The 19,123-nt window shown below is 59.4% G+C and carries 16 protein-coding genes; 3 read left to right on the top strand and 13 right to left on the bottom strand.

Features of this window, described 5'->3' with window-relative positions:
• Position 1: 1 nt before the first annotated feature.
• From P3G59_RS00435 to coxB, 4 genes are all read right to left on the bottom strand, one after another.
• Entirely contained in the window at positions 2–889 is an 888-nt protein-coding gene (locus P3G59_RS00435; RefSeq protein WP_277760023.1) for a cytochrome c oxidase subunit 3, read from the bottom strand.
• 25 nt (positions 890–914) lie between these two features.
• Positions 915–1,466 carry a cytochrome c oxidase assembly protein gene (locus P3G59_RS00440; protein WP_064116612.1) on the bottom strand — a complete coding sequence of 184 codons (552 nt, stop codon included), beginning with the start codon at positions 1,464–1,466 and terminating at the stop codon, positions 915–917.
• Positions 1,467–1,592: 126 nt separating this feature from the next.
• Complete coding sequence (ctaD, locus tag P3G59_RS00445) at positions 1,593–3,179, bottom strand: cytochrome c oxidase subunit I (protein ID WP_277760024.1); 1,587 nt, start codon at positions 3,177–3,179, stop codon at positions 1,593–1,595.
• An 82-nt stretch (positions 3,180–3,261) separates the two neighbouring features.
• The gene (gene coxB / locus P3G59_RS00450) at positions 3,262–4,392 is read right to left on the bottom strand and encodes a cytochrome c oxidase subunit II (protein WP_277760025.1); all 1,131 of its coding nucleotides are present in this window, start codon (positions 4,390–4,392) and stop codon (positions 3,262–3,264) included.
• Positions 4,393–4,762: 370 nt separating this feature from the next.
• Here coxB and P3G59_RS00455 point away from each other — a divergent pair, with 370 nt between their 5' ends.
• Positions 4,763–5,395 carry a hypothetical protein gene (locus P3G59_RS00455; RefSeq protein ID WP_016986468.1) on the top strand — a complete coding sequence of 211 codons (633 nt, stop codon included), beginning with the start codon at positions 4,763–4,765 and terminating at the stop codon, positions 5,393–5,395.
• A gap of 136 nt (positions 5,396–5,531) precedes the next feature.
• Here P3G59_RS00455 and P3G59_RS00460 read toward each other — a convergent pair whose 3' ends face one another.
• The 3 genes from P3G59_RS00460 to P3G59_RS00470 form a co-directional block, all read right to left on the bottom strand.
• A complete protein-coding gene (locus P3G59_RS00460) occupies positions 5,532–7,058 on the bottom strand; it encodes a SulP family inorganic anion transporter (RefSeq protein WP_277760026.1) in 1,527 nt (508 codons plus the stop codon).
• Between the two features lie 90 nt (positions 7,059–7,148).
• Positions 7,149–7,877, bottom strand: coding sequence for a carbonic anhydrase (locus tag P3G59_RS00465; RefSeq protein WP_007911720.1), 729 nt, complete (start codon positions 7,875–7,877; stop codon positions 7,149–7,151).
• 237 nt (positions 7,878–8,114) lie between these two features.
• Complete coding sequence (locus P3G59_RS00470; RefSeq protein WP_277760027.1) at positions 8,115–9,173, bottom strand: PA0069 family radical SAM protein; 1,059 nt, start codon at positions 9,171–9,173, stop codon at positions 8,115–8,117.
• Positions 9,174–9,400: 227 nt separating this feature from the next.
• Here P3G59_RS00470 and P3G59_RS00475 point away from each other — a divergent pair, with 227 nt between their 5' ends.
• Positions 9,401–9,703, top strand: a complete 303-nt coding sequence (locus P3G59_RS00475) for a hypothetical protein (protein ID WP_277760028.1) — start codon at positions 9,401–9,403, stop codon at positions 9,701–9,703.
• 69 nt (positions 9,704–9,772) lie between these two features.
• On the opposite strand, the gene P3G59_RS00480 is transcribed toward P3G59_RS00475, so the two are convergent.
• Genes P3G59_RS00480 through P3G59_RS00490 form a run of 3 tightly spaced genes read right to left on the bottom strand, consistent with a single transcriptional unit; the run spans position 9,773 to position 13,620 of the window.
• Positions 9,773–11,074, bottom strand: coding sequence for a cytochrome c (locus P3G59_RS00480; protein ID WP_277760029.1), 1,302 nt, complete (start codon positions 11,072–11,074; stop codon positions 9,773–9,775).
• Between the two features lie 12 nt (positions 11,075–11,086).
• Positions 11,087–12,871 (bottom strand): GMC family oxidoreductase, encoded by a 1,785-nt coding sequence (locus P3G59_RS00485; protein ID WP_116254160.1) that lies wholly within the window; start codon positions 12,869–12,871, stop codon positions 11,087–11,089.
• A 2-nt stretch (positions 12,872–12,873) separates the two neighbouring features.
• Complete coding sequence (locus P3G59_RS00490) at positions 12,874–13,620, bottom strand: gluconate 2-dehydrogenase subunit 3 family protein (RefSeq protein WP_277760030.1); 747 nt, start codon at positions 13,618–13,620, stop codon at positions 12,874–12,876.
• Between the two features lie 304 nt (positions 13,621–13,924).
• Here P3G59_RS00490 and P3G59_RS00495 point away from each other — a divergent pair, with 304 nt between their 5' ends.
• A complete protein-coding gene (locus P3G59_RS00495; RefSeq protein WP_277760031.1) occupies positions 13,925–14,569 on the top strand; it encodes a dual specificity protein phosphatase family protein in 645 nt (214 codons plus the stop codon).
• A gap of 9 nt (positions 14,570–14,578) precedes the next feature.
• Here the strand turns inward: P3G59_RS00495 and P3G59_RS00500 are convergent, their stop codons facing one another.
• The 3 genes from P3G59_RS00500 to prlC form a co-directional block, all read right to left on the bottom strand.
• Positions 14,579–16,609: a M3 family metallopeptidase gene (locus tag P3G59_RS00500; RefSeq protein WP_277760032.1), complete on the bottom strand. Its 2,031-nt coding sequence runs from the start codon at positions 16,607–16,609 to the stop codon at positions 14,579–14,581.
• Positions 16,610–16,719: 110 nt separating this feature from the next.
• On the bottom strand, positions 16,720–17,010 hold the full coding sequence (locus P3G59_RS00505; RefSeq protein WP_277760033.1) for a YheV family putative zinc ribbon protein: 291 nt from the start codon (positions 17,008–17,010) through the stop codon (positions 16,720–16,722).
• Positions 17,007–19,058 carry an oligopeptidase A gene (gene prlC / locus P3G59_RS00510; RefSeq protein WP_277760034.1) on the bottom strand — a complete coding sequence of 684 codons (2,052 nt, stop codon included), beginning with the start codon at positions 19,056–19,058 and terminating at the stop codon, positions 17,007–17,009. The genes P3G59_RS00505 and prlC overlap by 4 nt, the downstream gene beginning before the upstream one ends.
• Between the last annotated feature and the right edge of the window lie 65 nt (positions 19,059–19,123).

Genomic DNA, 19,123 nt, shown 5'->3' on the forward strand with positions numbered 1-19,123 from the left:
CTCAGAGCACGTAAACGAAGATAAAGAGGCCGATCCACACCACGTCGACGAAGTGCCAATACCAGCTCGCCGCTTCGAAGCCGAACTGGTGCTCATTGTCGAAGTGGCCCTTCATGATGCGCATCAGCATCACAAACAGAATGATCGTGCCGATGGTCACGTGGGCGCCGTGGAAACCCGTGAGCATGAAGAACGTCGCGCCATAAATCCCCGAACCGAGGGTCAGGCCCAGTTCGTGATAGGCGTGCATGTATTCCTCAGCCTGGAAACCGAGAAACGCGCAACCAAGTAGCACGGTGATTGCCAGCCAGATTTTCAGCGCGCCGCGATGGCCCTTTTTCAAGGCATGGTGGGCGATGGTGATGGTCACGCTGGAGCTGACCAGCAGAATCGTGTTGATCAGCGGCAGGCCCCACGGGCTGATGACTTCCTTGGGTGGCGGGAACAGTTTCGGGTCCGGCGTGTGCAGCAGCGGCCAGGTGAACTGGAAGTTCGGCCAGAGCATATGCGCGATGCCTTTGGGGCCTTCGCCGCCGAGTGCCGGTCCGGAGACGTGGCGCACATAAAACAGCGCGCCGAAGAAGGCGACGAAGAACATCACCTCGGAAAAGATGAACCAACTCATGCCCCAGCGGAACGAGCGATCCAGCTGCGCGCTATACAGCCCCGCGCGGCTTTCCTTGACCACCGTACCGAACCAGCCGAACAGCATGTACGCCAGCAACAGGCCACCGACGAAAAAGATGTACGGGCCGTGGGATTCCGGACGTGCCGCCTTCAGATCGTTGAACCAGGTGGCGAGGCCGTACACGGTGATGGCCATGCCGAAGGTCGCGATGATGGGCCATTTGCTCTGGGCCGGAACGTAATAATGCTCATGAGTCGCCATTTATTGTTCTCCTTATCGGGCACGCTCAACCGCCAGTGTTTACAGCCACCGGCGGATGTCGGGCGGTGATATCGAACAGCGTGTAGGACAGCGTCAGGTGCTTCACATCCTTGGGCATGTCGCGGTCAACAATGAAGCGCACCGGCATCTCGATCTGCTGACCGGGCTGCAGCACCTGCTGGGTAAAACAAAAGCATTCGGTCTTGTGGAAATACGCCGCCGCATTGCTCGGCGCGATGCTCGGCACGGCTTGCGCACTCATCGGTTTATCGGTGGGGTTGCGCGCGATGAAGATCATCTCGTTGACCGCGCCGGGGTTGGCGGTGAGTTCGTCATGCTTGGGGTAGAAATCCCACGGCATGTCGACGTTATTGGTCGATAGAAACTGCACACGCACCTGGCGCGAGGTGTCGACCACCTGTTCACCCTCGTACTGCCCGGCGGTCTTGCCGTTGATGCCGAAGGCTTTGCACATCACGTCGTAGATCGGCACCAAGGCAAAACCGAAGACGAACATCGCCAGCACCACCCCGAGCAGGCGGGTGACGAGTTTTTTCATCGAGATCGAGTCAGCCATGGTTCATGCCTCTCATCAGATCCCTTGTGGGAGCGAGCCTGCTCGCGAAGCAGACCACTCGGTGCATCAGATGCACCGCGTCATCGTTCTTCGCGAGCAGGCTCGCTCCCACAGGGAGATCTGTGTTCATTTCACTTCCGGCGGCGTTGTGAAGGTGTGATACGGCGCCGGCGACGGCACGCTCCACTCCAGACCTTCCGCGCCATCCCACGGTTTGGCCGGTGCCGGCGGGCCGCCGCGAATGGTCTTGATCACGATGAACAGGAAGAAGATCTGCGTCGCGCCAAACATGAACGCGCCAATCGAGGAGACCATGTTGAAGTCGGCGAACTGCAGGTTGTAGTCCGGAATCCGTCGCGGCATTCCCGCAAGGCCCACGAAGTGCATCGGGAAGAAGGTCAGGTTCATGCCGATGAACGACAGCCAGAAATGCAGCTTGCCGAGGGTTTCGTCGTACATGTGGCCGGTCCATTTCGGCAGCCAGTAGTAGGTCGACGCGAAGATCCCGAAGATCGCCCCCGGCACCAGCACGTAGTGGAAATGCGCGACCACGAAGTAGGTGTCCTGGTACTGGAAGTCCGCCGGGGCGATGGCCAGCATCAGCCCGGAGAAGCCGCCGATGGAGAACAGGATCACGAACGCCACGGCAAACAGCATCGGTGTCTCGAAAGTCAGCGAGCCTTGCCACATGGTGCTGGCCCAGTTGAACACTTTCACCCCGGTCGGCACCGCGATCAGCAGCGTGGCGTACATGAAGAACAGCTCGCCCACCAGCGGAATGCCGACCACGAACATGTGGTGCGCCCAGACGATGAACGACAGGAAGGCGATGCTCGCCGTCGCATAGACCATCGAGGTGTAGCCGAACAGCGGCTTGCGCGAGAAGGTCGGGATGATCGAGCTGACGGCGCCGAACGCCGGCAGGATCATGATGTACACCTCAGGATGCCCGAAGAACCAGAACACATGCTGGAACAACACCGGGTCACCGCCACCGGCGGCGCTGAAGAAACTGGTGCCGAAGTGGATGTCCATCAGCATCATCGTCACGCACCCGGCCAGTACCGGCATCACCGCAATCAGCAGAAACGCGGTGATCAGCCAGGTCCAGACGAACAGCGGCATTTTCATCAGCGTCATGCCGGGGGCGCGCAGGTTGAGGATGGTCGCGATCACGTTGATCGCGCCCATGATCGAACTGATCCCCATCAAGTGGATGGCGAAGATGAAAAAGGTCACGCTTTCCGGTGCGTAGGTCGTCGACAGCGGCGCATAGAACGTCCAGCCGAAGTTCGGCCCGCCACCGGGGGTGAACAGGGTCGACACGAGGATCAGGAACGCCGCCGGCAGCAGCCAGAAGCTGAAGTTGTTCATCCGTGGCAGGGCCATGTCCGGCGCGCCGATCATCAACGGGATCATCCAGTTGGCGAGGCCGACGAACGCTGGCATCACCGCACCGAAGACCATCACCAGACCGTGCATGGTGGTCATCTGGTTGAAGAACGCCGGCTCGACGATTTGCAGCCCCGGCTGGAACAGTTCGGCACGAATCACCATCGCGAACGTACCGCCGAGCAGGAACATGGAAAACGCGAACCACAGGTACAGCGTGCCGATGTCCTTGTGGTTGGTGGTCAGCACCCAGCGCATCAGGCCTTTGGCGGGGCCGTGGGCGTGGTCGGCATGACCGTGGTCATCGATTACAGCGCTCATGGCCGGTCTCCTTTACGTGAACAGGCGAGGTGATTCGCGGCGACTGGCCGCGAACCGTGGCGGGTAGATGTGATAGGCCGGCTCATTTGTCCCCCGCCTGTTTCATCTCCAGCACTTCTTTTGGCGTGACCATGTCGCCCTTGTTGTTGCCCCAGGCGTTACGTTCGTAGGTCACGACCGCTGCGATATCGACTTCCGACAGCTGCTTGCCGAACGCCGCCATGGCGGTGCCCGGTTTGCCGTAGACCACCCGATGCAAGTGATCGGCCTTGCTGCCTTTCATGATCAGTTCGGAGCCCTTGAGCGCCGGGAACATCGGCGGCAGGCCCTGACCTTCGGCCTGGTGACAGGCCACGCAAGTGGTGTGATAGATCTTGTCGCCGCGTTCCTTGAGTTCGTCGAGGGTCCAGTCCTTGCTGGTCAGCTCTTTGAGCTGCGCGGCCTCGGCTTTGCGGTCGGCGAGCCACTTGTCGTAGTCGGCCTTCTCCTTGACCTCGACCACGATTGGCATGAAGCCGTGATCCTTGCCGCACAGTTCGGCGCATTGACCACGGTAGATGCCGGGCTTGTCGATGCGCGTCCACGCCTCGTTGACGAACCCCGGAATCGCATCGCGTTTCACCGCGAAGGCCGGCACCCACCAGGAGTGAATAACGTCGGCGGACGTCACCAGGAAGCGCACTTTGGCGCCGGTCGGCAGCACCAACGGCTTGTCGACCTCGAGCAAGTAGTGCTCGCCCTTGGTTTCCTTGTTGTGGATCTGTTCGGCGGGGGTGGCCAGGTTGCTGAAGAACTCGACGTCCTGACCCAGGTATTTGTAGTGCCACTTCCACTGATAACCGGTGATCTGGATATCGATATCCGGCTCACTGGTGTCGTACATCTTGATCAGGGTGGCGGTCGCCGGCACGGCCATCGCCACCAGAATCAGGAACGGTACGACGGTCCAGAAAATTTCGACGGTGGTGCTTTCGTGGAATTTTGCGGCGACCTGCCCGGTAGAACGGCGGTGCACCATCATCGACCAGAACATGGCGCCGAAGACGATGATCCCGATCACCACACAGATCCAGAAAATGGTCATGTGCAGGTCGAATACTGCGTGACTGATTTCAGTCGCTCCAGGCGCCATATTCACAGTCCATGCGGCATGCGCCGGACTGAAAATCGACCACAACAGGAGGCCCATCCAGACGTGTGGATGTCGCATCATTGCGGGTTCCCCTTATCGTTCTTGTTATCCCGTAGGCGCAACGCCTTCGGCAAGGGAGCGGCTGCATCAGACTACGAACTTGAATCGCCGGGCCTTGCTGCGTGGGCAGTCGGGCGTCATCAGCTAACTCCATTCACTGGCGAGTATAGACAGCGACGGGAAATTGCAATGTGCACACGTAAATCAACTGAAACAGCTGGTACTTGCGTTCAAGGGCACGAATGGAGAAGGATGCAGACGAGTGGTGGCAAACCGATATAACGCAGGTGCATCAAGGATGAAATAATTATGACAAATGCGTCTTAGCATTTTTCGTAAGCCAGCTAAGTTATGTCTTCCCTATTTCACTGCCTTGTTTCCTGGAGTTTTCATGAACACCGCCGCATTGCGCGAGCAGATTAAAAAAGCCCGACAACACGAAAATGAAACCGGACGGCTGACCCGTCAGCTGGAAGAACAACTGCCTCATCTACACCCGTCAATCCAATTGCCGGAGACCGATGCCAAGGCTGTATTGACGCGTTTTGTCGAAGCCTACATCGATGAAGTACCTGACCTGCTGGACGCAGCGAATGAAGTTGCCAGGGAAGCGGGAATCGAATCGCAGATCAAACCGGTGCTGAAAATCGCCGAGCAGTATTTCCTTCAGCCTCCCGTTGGCCTGGAACATCTGCTGGACGAAGCCTATCTGGCGCACCGCTTTGTCGAAGAGGTCAACGACCTGTACATCAAGCATTTCGGCCAGCCACTGATCCCCTTGGACATGACGGTCGCCAATCTGATTGCTCACCAGTTGCTCGGTGAGAAATTTGCCAACGAACTGGATGAAGTCGTCCACCACGCGGTGGACAGCATGCTCGACGATGACAGCTTTGCGCTGGAGTCGGTGGAAGCCTACCGCGAGAAACTCAGCAGCCCGGACACCGGCGCCGCGTGGAAACGCTGGCCGTGCATGGGCCGTCGACTGGGCGTGGGCCTGGAACTCGACCAGCCTGCCGCATAACCTTCATACGCCATAGATCCAATGTGGGAGCGAGCCTGCTCGCGAATGCGGTCGATCATTCAACATCTCTGTTGGCTGATACACCGCTTTCGCGAGCAGGCTCGCTCCCACAGGGTTTATATTCACAACGGATTGTTTAGCCGGCCGCACCGATTCCGGTATTGGTCCGCACCCTGCCCTCAAGCCTGCGCTTCAACCCCCGCGACTCGATCAACAGCTTCGACCCCTTCGCTGCATTCGCCCGGCCCCACTCTTCCAGCAACTCCAGACAGGAATGGTCGATGTAGCTCAGATTATTGAGCGGCACATGCACCGTCGTCCCCTGCGGAATACTGCCCAGCACTTGCGTCAGCGCCGGCACCTTGAGGAATGTCGCCGCACCGACCAGGCGCAATTCCATCTCACCGTCCTGCGGCAGATCGATCAGGCTGATCTTCAGGCGCGAGGCTTTGAACGCCAGTTTCAACAGCGTCAGACCGAAACCGATCAGCACACCGGTCAACAGGTCGGTGAAGATGATCGCCAGCGCCGTTGCGGCGTAGGTGAACATCGGCATCCGCCCATAACGACCCAAGCCTCGAAACGCCTTGAGGTCGACCAGTTTGAAACCGGTATACACCAGCACACCGGCCAGACTCGCCACCGGAATGCTTTGCAGCACGCTCGACAGCAACAGCACGAACGCCAGCAGCCACAGGCCATGGAAGATCGTCGAGTAACGCGTGGTCGCGCCGGCCTGGACGTTGGCCGAACTGCGCACGATCACCCCGGTCATCGGCAACGCGCCGACCAGACCGCAGAGCATATTGCCGACCCCTTGCGCCGACAGCTCACGGTCGAAGTCCGAGCGTACGCCGCTGTGCATGCGATCTACCGCAGCGGCCGACAGCAAGGTTTCCGCACTGGCAATGAACGCTACGGCGAACGCGGCGATCAATAGCGTCGGATCGGCCAGACTGAGCAGGTCAGCAGGCTTCAGCCAATCAATGGCCTCCGCCAGATTCGCCGGCACTTCGACGCGTTTGACCTGCAACGCCAGCAGCAGACTGGCACCCGTCGCCAGACCCACACCCAGCAATGCGCCAGGAACAAAACGCAGCGAATGCGGGCGAAACTTCTCCCACAGCCACATCACCGCAATCGTCGACAGCCCGAGCAGGCCGGCCTGCCAGCCAAACGACGGCAGCGCTTGTGCCACTGCCGCCGGGAATGCCGTGAGGTTATCCAGCCCCGAAGGCTTGGGTGACGCATCAAGCATCACATGCACCTGCGACAGCACGATCAACACGCCAATCCCCGCCAGCATCCCGTAGACCACCGCTGGCGCCGTAACCCGAAACCAGCAACCCAGCTTCAATCGGCCGGCGACCAGTTGCAGGAAACCGGCAAGCAACAGAATCGGCCCGAGCATCTCGATGCCGTGCTGGCGCACCAGTTCGAACACCAACACCGCCAGCCCCGCCGCCGGCCCGCTGACCTGCAACGGTGAGCCCGCCAACCAACCCACCACCAGACCGCCGATGATCCCGGTGATCAGGCCTTTGGCCGGTGGCAACCCTGAGGCGATCGCAATGCCCATGCACAGCGGCAGGGCGACCAGAAACACAACCACTGAAGCGAGCAACTCCCGTGGCAACACCGCTTTCAATTGAGCCGCACGCATGGCGATTCTCCCGAAGTTTTCTTCAGGCATGGCAAGGCCGGGCCGCTGAATCAGCGACCGGCGTCAAACCACACAGATGTTTAGGAAGATTTAGAAGCGCGCTTTGGGCGTCGCCACCGGAATCGGATGGCTGCCATCGAGCGGCAGGAAACGTCCCTGATCCGCGTCGTAAGCTTTGATTTCGCTGGTTTCGATGTCGTAGACCCAACCATGGATGAACAAATGACCGTTCGCCATGCGCGAGGCTACCGAAGGATGGGTACGCAAGTGCTGCAATTGGGCGATGACGTTTTCCTCGGTGAGGATCGGCATGCTTTCTTTTTCGTCGGCGCAGTTACAGTTCTCATGCACCATGGTTTTCGCCACTTCAGCGTGGCGCAGCCAGGCTTTGACCGTCGGCATTTTTTCCAGGCTGTCCGGATTGAGCACTGCACGCATGGCGCCGCAATCGGAGTGGCCGCAGATGATGATGTGCTGTACGCCGAGCGCCAGTACCGCGTATTCGATTGCGGTGGAAACGCCGCCGTTCATCTGCCCGTAAGGCGGGACAACGTTGCCGACGTTACGGGTCACGAACAGATCGCCGGGCGAGCTGTGGGTAATCAGCTCGGGGACGATGCGCGAGTCAGCGCAGGTGATGAACATCGCCTTGGGCGCCTGGGCCGTGGCGAGTTTCTTGAAGAGTTCTTCCTGCTGTGGAAAGACCTCATGATGAAAATGCAAAAAGCCGTCTACGATCTGGCGCAGCGCTGCATCGGCGGATTCCGCTTCAGGGGTTTGCGCCGACGCAGCCAACGGCTGTTTATCCTTGTCACTCATGATTCATCCTCTTTGGCGGATTAGGGGAGTCGTTCCCATGTATTCCGGTATGAAGCCAGTGGCTGTTTAAACATCCGGGCCATCCCGACCCGTCAGTCACTCGATGAACAAGGTAGCCGCCGAAACTTAACTCAAACTGAATCAAACGCTCTAGCACGTGTGTTCCAGGTCACAAAAAACGTGACTGAGTGATTTCGGCGGAAGGATTCCAACCCCTCAACCATAGGCCAATTGTCGCTAAATCAAAGACATCTGGCGACCCGGCGGACAGAAGGCGGTGCAATCGAGGTTATAGCCTTCGCGGTGATTCAAGCCAAGGCGCTTGATCACTTTGGCGAAACGTTGCGCGAGCAGATCGGCGAACACTCCTTCACCGCGCATGCGCGCGCCGAAACGGCTGTCGTAGAGCTCGCCGCCCCGGCTCTGGCGAATCAGGCTCAGCACGTGGGCGGCGCGTTGCGGATAGTGCCCCTGAAGCCATTCTTCGAACAGCGGCGCCACTTCCAGCGGCAGGCGCAGCATCATGTAGGCCGCGCTTTGCGCACCGGCGGCGTGGGCTTCGGTGAGCAGGTTTTCGATCTCGCTGTCATTGATCATCGGAATCATCGGCGAACACAGCACGCCAACGGGAATGCCTGCTTCGCGCATCACCCGAATGGCACGCAATCGCGCCTTGGGCGCCGCAGCGCGGGGTTCGAGGATACGTTTGAGTTCGTCGTCCAGCGTGGTCAGGCTGATCATCACCGCCACCAGCCGTTGCTCGGCCAACTCGGTCAGCAGGTCGAGATCGCGCAGAATCAGCGAACCCTTGGTGACGATGGTCACCGGGTGCCGATAGCGCAGCAGCACTTCGAGGGTCTGGCGGGTGATTTTGTGTTCACGCTCGATCGGCTGATACGGATCGGTATTGGAGCCCAGATTGATCGGCGCGCATTGATAGCCTTTTTTCCCGAGCTGCTCTTCCAGCACTTGCGCGGCGTTGGTCTTGGCAATCAGCTTCGTTTCGAAATCCAGCCCGGGCGACATGTCCCAATAGGCATGGCTGGGCCGTGCATAGCAATAGATGCAGCCGTGTTCGCAGCCACGATAAGGATTGATCGAGCGGTCGAAAGGCAGGTCCGGTGAAGTGTTGCGGGTGATGATGGTTTTTGCGGTTTCGATCATCACCTCGGTGTTTTGTGTCTCAGGCACTTCCTGATACCAGCCGTCATCCTCCACCACCGAGCGGCGCGGCGCGAAGCGGTTGTGCGGGTTGGTCGCGGTGCCGCGACCACGGGGAGGGAGAAGATTGATCATTGGGCAGGCTCCTGATCTGTATATACATACAGTACCTGAGCAAGCCCGGTGTGTTCCAGTACCGTTCAGCGATGGGAGACTGGCGAACTGGAAAAATTTATAGAGAGCTGCAAAAACGAAGTACAACTAGAGACACATATGTTCCGTTGTCGCGACTGGTTATCGAATATAGTCTTGGCTACTTCCATCGGCACGTGTCCGATAACTAGATTAAAAGGATTTAATACATGTCTTATCTTAATCAGCGTGGCGTCTTTATGCAGATGATGCTGCCAAGTGCTTCTGAACCCAACACCATTGTTTCGATGCAACTGGCGCGCAAGGAGCTCGGCTGGAATGCCGAGCAGGAGCTGCCCACCGAGGCTTTGGTGGACTCGACCTACGTGGTGGCGGTGTCCAGCGACCGTGGCATGACATTCACTGTTCGCACCAACAATAACGATGTGGACGGTGATGGCGATATTGATAACGATGACAAAGCGAAGTTGATTGCACTGGCCAAGGCTTATGTAAGTATCGTTAATCCGTAAGTTCGCAGTTTATTGCACTGTACGTATATTAAAAACCCTGCATGAACTGTTCATGCAGGGTTTCTGTTTTTAATGATGTTCTGTTACTTGGCCAAGATCATCAGTGGATGTTGTTTTCATATCGTCACTGCGTAGGCCGGCAACCTCCTTGGCGCTGACCGGCGCACCTTTGTTACCCCAACTGCCGCGGATGAAACTCACCACATCCGCCACTTCCTGATCCGACAGACGCCAGGCGAAACCGGGCATGGTGAAGGTCGACGGCGCCGTGTGCGTCGCCGGCAACGTACCACCCTTGAGCACGATATGGATCAACGAGGTCGGATCTTCCGATTGCAGCACCGGATTGCCCGCCAGCGCCGGGAACACCCGCGTGTAGCCGTGGCCGTCAGTGCGGTGGCACGCCGCGCAGTTATCGATGTACACCGCCGCGCCACGCTGGCTGTCATCACCGCTCCACAAAGCTTTCGCCGCTTTTTCGTCGTACTGATGCGGTTGATCGTTCGGATCAGTGGCCGGCAATGACTTCAGGTAGCGGGCAATGGCGGTCAGGTCGGCGTCGGTCATGTATTGCATGCTGTGGGTGACCACATCGCTCATGCCACCGAACACGGCGCTGCGATCGCTGCGTCCGGTCTTGAGGAACTGCACCAGTTGCTCCTCGCTCCAGCTGCCGAGGCCATCCTTGTGATCGCCGCGCAGGCTCTTGGCGATCCAGCCTTCAAGCGGCGCACTGCCGGCGAGGAAGTTTTTGCCGTCGGCCGCGCTCAAGGATTTTTCCTGCATGGTCAGCGCGCGTGGCGTATGGCAGGCACCGCAATGGCCGAGGCCTTCGACCAGATACGCACCACGGTCGATCACCGGGTCGGCACTTGTTGCCTTGTAGTCCTCGACCTTCGGCGCAAACATCCAGCGCCAGCCCATCAGCGGCCAGCGCATGCTGAGTGGCCAGGGAATATCGCTGGCCTTGTTCTCCTGCGCCACCGGTTCTACGCCGTGCATGAAGTACGCGTACAGCGCTTGCATGTCGGTTTCGCTGACACGGGCGTAGGACGGATACGGCATCGCCGGGTACAACGTACTGCCGTTTTTGGCGACGCCATGGCGCACGGCCTGATCGAAGTCCGCGAAGCTGTAATCACCGACGCCGGTTTTGTCCGGAGTGATGTTGGTCGAATAGATCGTGCCGATCGGGGTTTCCATCGGCAGACCACCGGCAAACGGCTTGCCGTCCTTGGCGGTGTGGCAGGCCACGCAGTCACCGGCGCGGGCGAGGTATTCGCCCTGTTTGATCAAACTTTGATCAACTTCAGCCGCATGGATTGCGGCACTGCCGAGCAGCGCCAGGGTCGCGATAACGAGTGTCTTCATGGTCATCGCTCCTTAAGCCTGAACCAGCGGGCCGGGGTTTTTCAGGTACTGCTCGCGGATCGCCTTCGCCGACCAATAGGTCAATGCGGCAACCAGGCCGGTCGGGTTGTAACCCAGGCCCTGCGGGAACGCCGAGGCGCCCGGAACGAAGACGTTATGCACGTCCCAGCTCTGCAAGTAGCGGTTCAGTGCGCTCTTTTTCGGGTCGGTGCCCATGATCGCGCCGCCGTTAAGGTGGGTGGTCTGGTAGGACGCGGTGTTGAAGTGGTCACCGACTTTCTTGCCGATCACGGCAATGGCTTTCGGCCCCATCGCTTCGGCGACCTTGCCCATTTTCTCGACCATGAAGCGGTTCATCTTGATGTCGTTTTCCTGCCAGTCGAACGTCATCCGCAGCAATGGCAAGCCGTAGGCATCGCGATACACCGGATCGAGATCGAGGTAGTTGCCCCGGTAGGACTGATGCGCGCCGTGGGCGTCCATCGACACCTGATGGGTGTAGTAATCGGCTGTGGCGCGCTTCCACGCACTGCCCCAGGCCGGCGTGCCTGGCGGGTTCGACGTGCCGGCAATCGGCCGGCTACCGGCCTGGTTGACCCACATCGGCGAGCCGCCGACGAAGCCGTGCGGGCCGTGGTCGAAGTTGTCGGCGTTGAAATCGTCCAGCGCCACGCCGTTGCCGCCGGCGCCAATGAAGTTGTTGGTGTGGGTGTCCTTGTCGAAGAACGCCTTGATGGTGGCCATGTTCTGGTAGGCGAAGTTACGCCCGACCACGCCTTCGCCGCTGATCGGGTCGTAGGGCTTGCCGATGCCGGAGAGCAGCATCAGACGCACGTTGTGCAACTGGAACGCGCCGAGGATCACCAGATCGGCCGGTTGCTCGATCTCACGACCCTGGCCGTCGATGTAGGTCACGCCGGTGGCTTTGGATTTGCTGCTGTCGAGATTGACCCGCAGTACGTGCGAATTAGGGCGCAACTCGAAATTCGGCAGTGGCTTCAGCGCCGGCAGAATGTTCACGTTCGGCGAAGCCTTAGAGTACATGTAGCAAACGTAACCGCTGCAAAACCCGCAGAAATTGCACGGCCCCATTTGTGCGCCGTAGGGATTGGTGTACGGCCCTGAAGTATTCGCGGACGGCAGGTTGTAGGGTTTGTAACCGACTTCTGTCGCCGCTTTGCCGAACAGTTGTGCGGAAACCGTATTCTTCTGCGCTTCCAGCGGGAACGGGTTGGAACGATCCGGCGCGTACGGGTTGCCGCCCTTGCCCTGACCGACCAGTTGACCTTTCACTGTCCAGGCCTGACCCGAGGTGCCGAAGACTTTTTCAGCGAAATCGAAGAACGGCTCCAGCTCTTCATAGCTGACGCCGAAGTCCTGAATGGTCATGTCCTTGGGGATGAAGCTTTTGCCGTAGCGCTCTTCATAGTGGCTGCGCATGCGCAACTCGATCGGGTCGACCCGGAAGTGCACGCCCGACCAGTGCAGGCCGGCACCGCCAACGCCATTGCCCGGAAGGAACGCGCCCAACTGGCGGTTCGGCAGGGCGATGTCATTGACGCTGTGGCGAATGGTGACGGTTTCTTTGGAGATGTCCTGAAAGAGTTTTTTCCGCACGCTGTAGGTGAGTTCGTCGATTACCTGCGGATAGTTGCCGTCCGGGTAGGTGTCCTGCATCGGCCCGCGCTCCAGCGCCAGCACGTTGAGACCCGCTTCGGTCAGTTCCTTGGCCATGATCGCGCCGGTCCAGCCGAAACCGACGATGACTGCGTCAACCTTCTTCATTACCGTTGCCATGCTTACGCCCTCTCGCCGCGAATCGAAACTGCCGGGAAGGGGTATTGCTCGTTGCGTTCCACCCAATCCATGAAATCGGCGCGGGCGCCGGGGAAGCCGATCATGGTCCAGCCGACCATGCCTTTGTTGCCGCCGTGGATCGGGTCGCAGAAGAACCCTTCCTTGGTGTTTTGCAGCAGCAGATTGAAGAAAATCTTCGCCGGCACCGCGTCGAATTGCGGTTTGCCGGCTTCGAGTTGCTTGAGCAAATCGTCTCGGGTAGCGCTGTCTTGCTCAGCAAATACTTTACCGTTGAGAGATTTTGCCCACTGATCCGTGGCGGCGATGCCGAGACGATAGATCTCTTTGGGCACCAGTTTGCTCTGCCAACCCATCTCCGGCGCGGCATCGGCGTTGAACGGGCCTTGCATGTACCACAGGGCGCCAGCGGCGTACGGCGTGTTCATCTGGCGGTCGATGTATTCCGGCACACCGGCTTCAAGCGCGCCCGGGCCTTGGGCATCGTTGGGGATCAATTGCGCGACAGCGGCATTGATGAACGCCCATTCTTCAGTCGTGAAGTAACTTGGTTGATAAACACTGGCGTCAGTGCGAGCCGGTTGCGGCGCGGGCGCAGCAGGTGCGGCTTCAGGCGCCGCTTGCAGCACGCTGCTGCCCAGACCGGTGCCGGCCAGGGTGACCAACGGGATCAGGGTCAGGGATTTGCGCAAAAACTCACGCCGCGGGTTGTCTCGACTTTCATCAGACATGGGAGTGCACCTCATCAGGCATCAGGGGTAGCCGTTTCTGCGAACGGCTTGAGGATTTATCGTCGAGACGGATTCGGTCTGACCCGGGAAAGGGCGACGCGTCTGCAACATCGTGTGACAAATGGTAGCAGGCTAAGCTTCGGCATGAACCGATTCAGCGGAAAAAAGAGCGGTTTTTATTAGCGGCCTTCAATGAAACAGCGCGGATTCACGATTCTTTGACAAACGGCTCACGGGGCTTTGACCGCCCAACATCGAAGCTACGGTTCCTCTCATCGATAAATCCCGACACGGTTACCCCAGCATGTCCCGAGTGCGCTTATTTCCTGCTTTGTGTTTATCGCTTGTTGCGCTGTTGCACTGGCTGCCAGCCCAGGCTGCGGCGACAGCGACGGCCCGTCCCTCTGATTGGGCGCAACCGGTCGAAGTGCAATACAACTTGTTCCAGATGTCGCCGACGCTCTATCGCAGTGCACTGCCGGATGGCGGCGCCTTACCGTTGCTGAAAAATCTCAAGGTCGCCACGGTGATCAACTTCCTCCCGGAAGCGGACAGTAATTGGTTGTCCGAGCCGGGCATTAACCAAGTGCAACTGCCGTACCGCACCAATCATGTTGACGACGCCGACGTGCTCAAGACCCTGCGGGCTATTCAGTCTGCCGAAGCCAATGGTCCGGTGTTGATGCACTGCAAGCACGGCTCCGACCGCACCGGCCTGATGGCGGCGATGTACCGCGTGGTGGTGCAGGGCTGGAGTAAGGAAGACGCCCTGAGCGAGATGACCCAGGGCGGTTTTGGTGAAAGCGGGCACTTTCGCGACAGCGTGCGCTATGTGATGCAGGCCGATGTCGACAAGTTGCGCACCGCACTGGCCAATGGCGATTGCAGCACCAGCGCATTCGCCACCTGCTCGATGAAGAGCTGGTTCCAGACCGTCAATCTGAAATGATCGGCCAACTCAATGGGCGATTGCTCCAAACAGCTCGGGATCGACCGGCTGACCGAGGAAGGTTTCCAGAGCGTTCAGCATCGAGTGTGAATCGCCCGGCGCAAGGAACGCCTGGCGAAAATCCCGGCCCGTTTGCGGGTTGAACACCCCGTCGCGCTGAAACCGCTTGAACACCTCGCTGGCCATCACGCCAGACCACAGGTAGGCATACACCGAAGCCTCGTAACCGGTTACCAGAAAATCAAAACTGTTGGCAAAGCGCTGGTAACCCGACAGTTGCAAATGGGGAATTTCGCGTTGCACGTCCGTGAATACCGCTTCGATGCTGCGCCTATCGTCTTGACCGCTGTGCAGTTCCAGATCAAATAGCGTCTCCATTAACAATAGGGCGCTTGCCCGATGGGTGTGAGCGCCAATGGCCTTCAGCGCGGTATTGATCCGCGCTTCGGTCAGTCGCTCGCCGCTCTGGTAATGAGCCGCCAGCCACAACAGAAACTCGGCTGACAGGCAAAAGTGTTCGAACACCTGCCCGGTGAATTCGGTGGTGTCGCGTCCCTGTTGGGAGATATCCGACAAGTTGCGATGGGGCGATTGCGCCAGAACATATTGCAGACAGTGTCCGAATTCGTGGAACAGCGCCCGCAGATTCTCGTGTGAGAGCAGGCAGGGATGCTCATCGGTGGCGGGCGTGAAGTTGCTGTACAGGTGCGCAATTGGCAGCGATGGCCGCCCCTCGGCGTTGATTCGGCGGGTGCGCAAGGCAGTGGTGAACGGGTAATCGGCGTCGTCTTCGCGGTGATAAGGGTCGAAGTAGATATGCCCGATCACTTGCCCGTGTTCGCTGATTTCCAGCAGTCGCACATCGGCGTGCCAGTGGCTGAGCGAGGTCTGCTCGACGATGCTGATCCCGAACAGGCGTTCGCTGAACCGACAGAGCCGGCGCCAGGTGCCATCAAGCGGGAAGTATTCACGCAAACCTTTCAGCGCACCGTTCAATTGCTGCAGACGCAGTTGCTCGGCAAGGAAGTCTTCATCCCACGGCTGTACTTGCGCAATCCCTTGGGTCAGCGCGAACGTTTTCAGAGCCTGGGCATCACGCAACAGGCCCGGCGTGTTCAGCGCCACCAGCCGGCGCACAAAGGCGCCGACTTGCGCAGGCGAAGTGGCCATGCGGTTTACGAGGCGCAACTGGACGAAATCCTCAAACCCCAATAACCGGGCTTTCTCGTGACGCAAAGCGACCAGAACTGTCAGCACTGGCTCGTTATCGAATATACCGGCGTATAAGCCCTGGTCGGACGCGCGAGTGAACCAGGCAGTGAAATACGCTTCGCGTAGCGCCCGGTCCTGCGCATGGGTCATGACTTGGTCGTAGGTGTTTTGATCCAGGGTGAGCAACCAGTCGTCGCGTCCGTCTTCTCGGGCATTGCGGGCCAGGCGCGCCTTCACCGCAGCGGACAGGCCTTCGAGCTGCGTAACGTCGGTGATGTGCTTGGCCCACGCCGCGCTGGACAGCTCCAGATTGCTTTTAAACAGTTGCTGCATACTGGCGATTTCACGGTTCAGGCGCGCGAGGGTCTGCTGTTGTGCAGGCTGCAGTTCGATACCGGACAAGCGAAATGTGCGCAGAGTCTTGGCCAGCGAGGCCTTGCGCTGATCATCGAAACTCTCGGCGATCGAACTCTTCGACAGCTGTTGATAGGTGCGGTACAGCGCCAGATTGGCGTTCTTCTCGGCGATGTACTCAGTTGTGGTGAGACTGCACAGCGCACTTTCCCTGAGCCAGTCGACATCGTCGGTTTTGACCGACGAGAGCGTTTCGATAACGGCCATGGTTTCATCCAGACGGGCATCGGCCTCATCAATCGCCAGCACCAGATCATCCCAGCCTGGATGCTCGGCCTGGCTGGCGATCACTTGGGCAATGACCTGGCGGTTTTCGGCAACGATCACGTTGATGGCCGGCACCAGATGCTCGGCGCGAATCGCCGACCACGGTGGTAGGGTCCAGTGTTGCAGCAGCGGGTTGATATCAGGCATGGCGTCTTCCTTGAGGCGGGGCTGAAAGTGCCAGCCTAGGCAGGAAGCGCAGGGGAAGGGTGGTACATAGTTACCACCTTCCACCGTTGATCGGCGGAAGGTGGTAGCACTCAGTGCTGCTCGTCAGGCTTTTTCGCAAGCTTCGGGTTGGGGAAGAACTGCACGGCCTGGACTTTTTTGTCCGCCGGTGGCTTGAGCGCGCTGGTGTTGACACGCGTGCCCAGTTCTTTCGGTACCGACAGCCCTTGCTCGTTCAGCGTGTCGGAGTAACCGCAGGCCACACACTCGCGGTGCGGCACGCTGTCCTCGTTCCACATCATCAACTTGTCCGGCTCGCTGCACGCCGGGCAGACCGCCCCGGCGATAAATCGCTTCTTGGTAATCACAGGCCCCTCGCTCATGCTGCCGCGTCCTCACTCAGGCCGCTGTGGCGCAACAGTGCGTCAATCGACGGCTCACGGCCACGGAAGTCGACGAACAGCACCATCGGCGCCTGCGAACCGCCGCGCGCCAGAATCGCTTCGCGGAACGCACGACCGGTTTCTGCGTTAAGCACGCCGTCTTCTTCAAACTTCGAGAAGGCATCGGCCGACAGCACTTCCGCCCACTTGTAGCTGTAGTAACCCGCCGCGTAACCGCCGGCAAAGATGTGCGCGAAGCTGTTCGGGAAGCGGTTGTAGGCCGGCGGACGCATCACCGATACCTCGTCACGCACGCCTTCGAGCACTTGCAGTACGCTGCGACCGTCGCCGTGAGTGGCGTGCAGTTCGAAGTCGAACAGCGAGAACTCAAGCTGACGGACCATCATCAGGCCGGACTGGAAATTCTTCGCCGCGAGCATTTTTTCCAGCAGGTCCTGTGGCAGCGGCTCGCCGCTTTCATAGTGACCGGAAATCAGCGCGAGGCCTTCCGGCTCCCAGCACCAGTTTTCCATGAACTGGCTCGGCAGCTCGACCGCATCCCATGCCACACCGTTGATGCCGGAAACACCGGCGTGATCAACACGGGTCAGCAGGTGATGCAGGCCATGGCCGAATTCGTGGAACAACGTGGTCACTTCATCGTGGGTCAGCAGCGCAGGCTTGCCGCTGTCGGCCGGGGTGAAGTTGCACACCAGGTTGGCCACCGGGCTTTGCAGCACGCCGTCGACGGTACGACGACGGTCGCGGGCGCCGTCCATCCACGCACCGCCACGTTTGTTGGCGCGGGCATAGAGGTCGAAGAAGAAGCGGCCGACGTGCTGGCCGTTTTCCTTGATTTCGAACAGGCGAACATCCGGGTGCCAAGTGTCGAAGCCTTTTTGCTCAGCGATTTCGATGCCATACAGACGCTGGACGATGGCGAACAGACCGCCCAGCACTTTATCGATCGGGAAGTACGCACGCAGGGTTTCCTGAGCAACGCTGTAGCGTTGTTCGCGCAGCTTCTCACCGTAGAAACCGCTGTCCCAGCTTTGCAGGTCGGCGCAGCCCTGTTCGGCGGCGTAGGCGCGCAGCTGTTGCAGGTCCTGTGCGGCAAACGGCTTGCTGCGCTTGGCCAGATCACGCAGGAAGCTCAGTACCTGATCGCTGGATTCAGCCATTTTGGTCGCGAGGCTAAGCTCGGAGAAGCTGGCGAAGCCCAACAGTTTGGCCAGCTCCTGACGCAGGTCGAGGATCTCTTCCATCACCGGGCCGTTGTCGTTCTGGCCGGCGTTCGGGCCTTGATCCGACGCGCGGGTGCAGTAGGCGGCGTAGACTTCTTCACGCAGCGCACGGTCTTGCGCGTAGGTCATCACCGCGTAATAGCTCGGGAATTCCAGGGTGATCAGCCAGCCATCGAGGCCTTTGGCCTGTGCGGCGGCAGCCATTTGCGCCTTGGCCGAGTCGGTAAGGCCGGCGAGGGCGGCTTCGTTGGTGACGTGCTTGGTCCACGCTTGCGTGGCGTCGAGCAGTTGATTGGAGAAGCGGCTGCCCAGCTCGGACAGTTTGCTCTGCACTTCGGCGTAGCGTTTCTGTTCGGCTTCCGGCAAGTCGATGCCCGACAGGCGGAAGTCACGCAGGGCGTGTTCCAGAATAGTCTTTTGCGCCACATCGAAACCGGCGGCTTCCGGGCTGTTGGCCAGTGCTTCATAAGCCTGGAACAGTTCGCGGTTCTGGCCCATCTCGGTGGAGTAGGCGCTCAGGGCCGGCAGGCACGACTCGTAGGCTTCGCGCAGTTCGGCGCTGTTGCACACGGCATTGAGGTGGCTGACCGGGCTCCAGGCAGCGCCGAGGCGGTCATTGAGTTCGTCCATCGCCAACACCAGACCGGCCCAGGTTGGATTCTGCACTTGGGTCTTGAGGATTTCGGCAATGGCGGCGCGGTTGTCGGCCAGGATCGTTTCGATAGCGGGCAGGACGTGTTCGGCACGGATCGTGGAGAACGGTGGCAGGTCGTAGGACTGCAGCAGAGGGTTGTTCACGCTCACGGTTGGCACCTTGGCTGGGGAAACATGCAACCATCTTAATTACAATCGGCATTCACCGCAGCTAT

The organism is Pseudomonas sp. A34-9 (assembly GCF_029543085.1).
In the GTDB taxonomy this organism is placed as follows: Bacteria; Pseudomonadota; Gammaproteobacteria; order Pseudomonadales; family Pseudomonadaceae; genus Aquipseudomonas.